This window comes from Streptomyces sp. 13-12-16 (assembly GCF_002114215.1).
Lineage (GTDB): Bacteria > Actinomycetota > Actinomycetes > Streptomycetales > Streptomycetaceae > Streptomyces.
This window is the reverse complement of sequence record NZ_NCTE01000746.1, coordinates 1-2796: the sequence shown is the minus strand read 5'-3', so window position 1 is coordinate 2796 and position 2796 is coordinate 1. Positions and strand designations below refer to the sequence as shown.

The window sequence follows — 2796 nt, the reverse complement described above, 5'->3', positions numbered from 1 at the left end:
CCGGAGGGGGCCGGCGCGCCCGCGCGACGCCCTGCGCCGGCGACCGCCGCGTGAAGCCGGTCGCCGTGTCCGCCGGGTCGGGCGGCCCCTCCGGCTCGAAGTTGTGGCCGTGCGCCTCGGTGAACCGGGCCGGCAGGGCTGGATCGCCGCGGATGACGAACAGGCCGACACCGACGAAGTCGTGGGCGCGGTCACCGGTCATCGCGGCCGGAGGCGGCGGACCGGACGCGTCGTCCGCCGAGCGGCCTCAGCTCCGCTGAAGTGCGGCAGTCCCGCCCCGGACCGCCGCAGGAGCACGCCGCCCGAAAGGGCGCCCAAGGGGGCGAGCGGCGCGTGACCGTCATCACCGAAGCCGTCCTCACCCTCCTGGAGGAACACCCCGGGGAGCGCCCGGTGAGGGAATCGGGCCGGCCTCCTGCCTATGGCTTCACGTCGAGACGCACGAGTGCGCCGATCTCCACGAGTTGGTCCGGCAGGGCAAGGTCGGGAACGCCCATGACCGTGCTGGTGGGCCGGTGCTCCCCGAAGTACTCGGCGTGGAGGCGCGCCATCGCGTCGAAGTTCTCCCGCAGGTTCCTCACCAGCACCGTGGTCTCCACTATCTGGCCGCGCTCGGCCCCGAACCGCTCCAGCACCAGGTCCAGGTTCTCCAGCGTGGTCCGGACCTGCAGTCCGAAGTCGCCCGCACCCACGAAGTCGCCGTGACGGTCATGGGACAGCTGCCCCGACACGTACACCGTGTCACCGGCCTGGACGGCCTGGCTGTACCCGTACGACGACTCCCACGGCATGCCGAAACCGAATGTCTTCACCTGAGAAGTCATGACCCACTCCCTTGGAACAGTGCGCGAGACCGTCAGTCGTGAACGCGCTCGTTGCACGCAGAAGTTACAGGTGCGTACAAATGAGGCTTGTCCGGCAGTGAATGCGCAGTGGCCTCCGCGCGCACGGAACTCACCGAGGCGAGCTCTTGGGGAGCGGCCACTGGTCGGGGGACCGGCCGGCGTCCCGCGACGCACGAGGCTTCGTGCCGTCGAGCGGGGCGACCGCCGCTTCAGGCGCCCGCCCGGCGGCATCCCCCCGTAGCCGCCCTCGTGGACCGCACCGAGGACGCCGTCCGCGCGGCCACGGCGAGGGCCGGCTCCGCGTCCTGGACCGGCTGTTTGTCCCCCGCCGTCGGGGGGACCCTCCGCCCATGAGCAAGAAGCCAGGTCGCCGCCGTACGGGCCGGAACCGGATGCTGTGGCTGCTCGACGCCCTGGAGCGTGATCCCAGGGCGGACGGGGCGACCGACGTACTGACCAGAAGGGTCCGGGCCCTCCCGTTGGGCCGGGCGCGGGACGCGTTGCACGGCAGGTGGCTCGGCCATCCCGTGCACCCCCTGATGGTGCAGGTGCCGATCGGCAGCTGGATGTCCGCCGCCGTGCTCGACCTGTGGCCCGGCCGTTCCCGGGAGGCCGGCCTCCTGGTGGGCGTCGGACTGGCCGCGGCCGGCCCCGCCGCGCTGGCGGGCGCGGTCGACTGGGCCGAACTGCACCGTCAGCAGAAACGGGTGGGGCTGGTGCACGCCGTGGCCAACACGGCGGCCGTGGGGCTGTACGGCGCCTCGCTCCTCTGCCGCCTCACCGGACGGGCCGGAGCGGGCCGCGCGTACGGATTCCTCGGGCTGACGGCGGTCGGCCTGGGAGGCATGCTGGGCGGCCACCTGGCATACCGGCAGGCCTCCGGCGCCAACCACGCCGAGGAAGTACCGCACGTCGTCGGTGAGGGCTGGCACAGGGTCGGCACGGTGGACGAGTTCCCCGCCGGGCGGCCCGTGCGGCGCACCGTGGACGACGTGCCGGTCCTGGTGGTGCGCGAGACCGGCGGGACCTTCCACGCACTGGCCGAGCGGTGCAGCCATCTGGCGGGCCCGCTCTCCGAGGGCACGATCGCCGACGGGTGCGTCCGGTGCCCCTGGCACGGCAGCGTCTTCCGGCTCTCGGACGGCTGGAACGTCCGCGGCCCCGCCACCGCGCCCCAGCCCGCCTTCGACACCCGCGTCGTCGACGGACACGTGGAGATCGGGCTGCGCCGTGCGGACGACGGGGCGGAGACGCCGGCCGGGCGCGGAGCGGAGGCGGACGAGACACGGACGCGGGCCGAAGACGAAGGGGACGCAGGCCATGAGCGCGACATCTGACGGCCGTTTCACGGAACGTCTGAGGCGGCGGTGGCGGCACACCGAACGCACGTACTCGGCGGAGGAGGACCGTCCGCTGCGCGGCTATCTGACGGCCATGGCGGCTTTCGGCGTGTACACGGCGGGGTGGGCGACGGTGGTCAGGATGCGCGGCCGTCCCGTGCCGGACCGGCCCGCGCCCTGGGACGTGGCACTGACCGCGGTGGCCACCTTCCGGCTGAGCCGGCTGCTGAGCAAGGCGTCGGTGACCAGCCCGCTGAGGGCCCCCTTCACCACGTTCCAGGGCCCGCAGGGGCCGGCCGAGCTGCACGAGGAGGCACGGTCCGAAGGCGCCAAGGACACGGTCGGCGAGCTGGTGACGTGCCCGTTCTGCATGAGCGTCTGGGTGGCCTCGACCCTCACCGCCGGACAGCTGCTCTGGCCGCGCGCCACCCGCACCGTCATGGGGGCGCTCACCGCGCTGGCCGGCGCGGACGCCCTGCAGCTGGCGTACGGCGCGCTGGTGGCCGAGACGACCGGCGGGTGACCGCCCCTCACACGCCCGACCGCCCCCGGGGCAGAGGTCCCGCGCCGGAGTGACGGCCGGGGCGCTTCGCGGCGTGCCGCTGCCCGGG

General features: G+C 73.9%; 3 protein-coding genes and 1 pseudogene. 2 read left to right on the top strand and 2 right to left on the bottom strand.

The window, feature by feature from the left end; translation table 11 throughout:
* Both B7767_RS49415 and B7767_RS27915 read right to left on the bottom strand, forming a co-directional pair.
* A pseudogene (locus B7767_RS49415) lies at positions 1–202 on the bottom strand (hypothetical protein); the annotation flags it as partial.
* Between the two features lie 217 nt (positions 203–419).
* Entirely contained in the window at positions 420–824 is a 405-nt protein-coding gene (locus B7767_RS27915) for a RidA family protein (RefSeq protein ID WP_085574591.1), read from the bottom strand.
* 371 nt (positions 825–1195) lie between these two features.
* On the opposite strand from B7767_RS27915, the gene B7767_RS27910 reads away from it, so the two are divergent.
* Both B7767_RS27910 and B7767_RS27905 read left to right on the top strand, forming a co-directional pair.
* Positions 1196–2182: a Rieske (2Fe-2S) protein gene (locus B7767_RS27910; protein WP_085574590.1), complete on the top strand. Its 987-nt coding sequence runs from the start codon at positions 1196–1198 to the stop codon at positions 2180–2182.
* Positions 2166–2708 carry a DUF1360 domain-containing protein gene (locus B7767_RS27905; RefSeq protein WP_085574589.1) on the top strand — a complete coding sequence of 181 codons (543 nt, stop codon included), beginning with the start codon at positions 2166–2168 and terminating at the stop codon, positions 2706–2708. The genes B7767_RS27910 and B7767_RS27905 overlap by 17 nt, the downstream gene beginning before the upstream one ends.
* Positions 2709–2796: the final 88 nt, after the last annotated feature.

Excerpts from the sequence above, each read along its gene's own strand:
- B7767_RS27910 (WP_085574590.1), top strand. The coding sequence starts at position 1,196 with ATGAGCAAGAAGCCAGGTCGCCGCCGTACGGGCCGGAACCGGATGCTG.
- B7767_RS27905 (WP_085574589.1), top strand. The coding sequence starts at position 2,166 with ATGAGCGCGACATCTGACGGCCGTTTCACGGAACGTCTGAGGCGGCGG.
- B7767_RS27915 (WP_085574591.1), bottom strand. The coding sequence starts at position 824 with ATGACTTCTCAGGTGAAGACATTCGGTTTCGGCATGCCGTGGGAGTCG.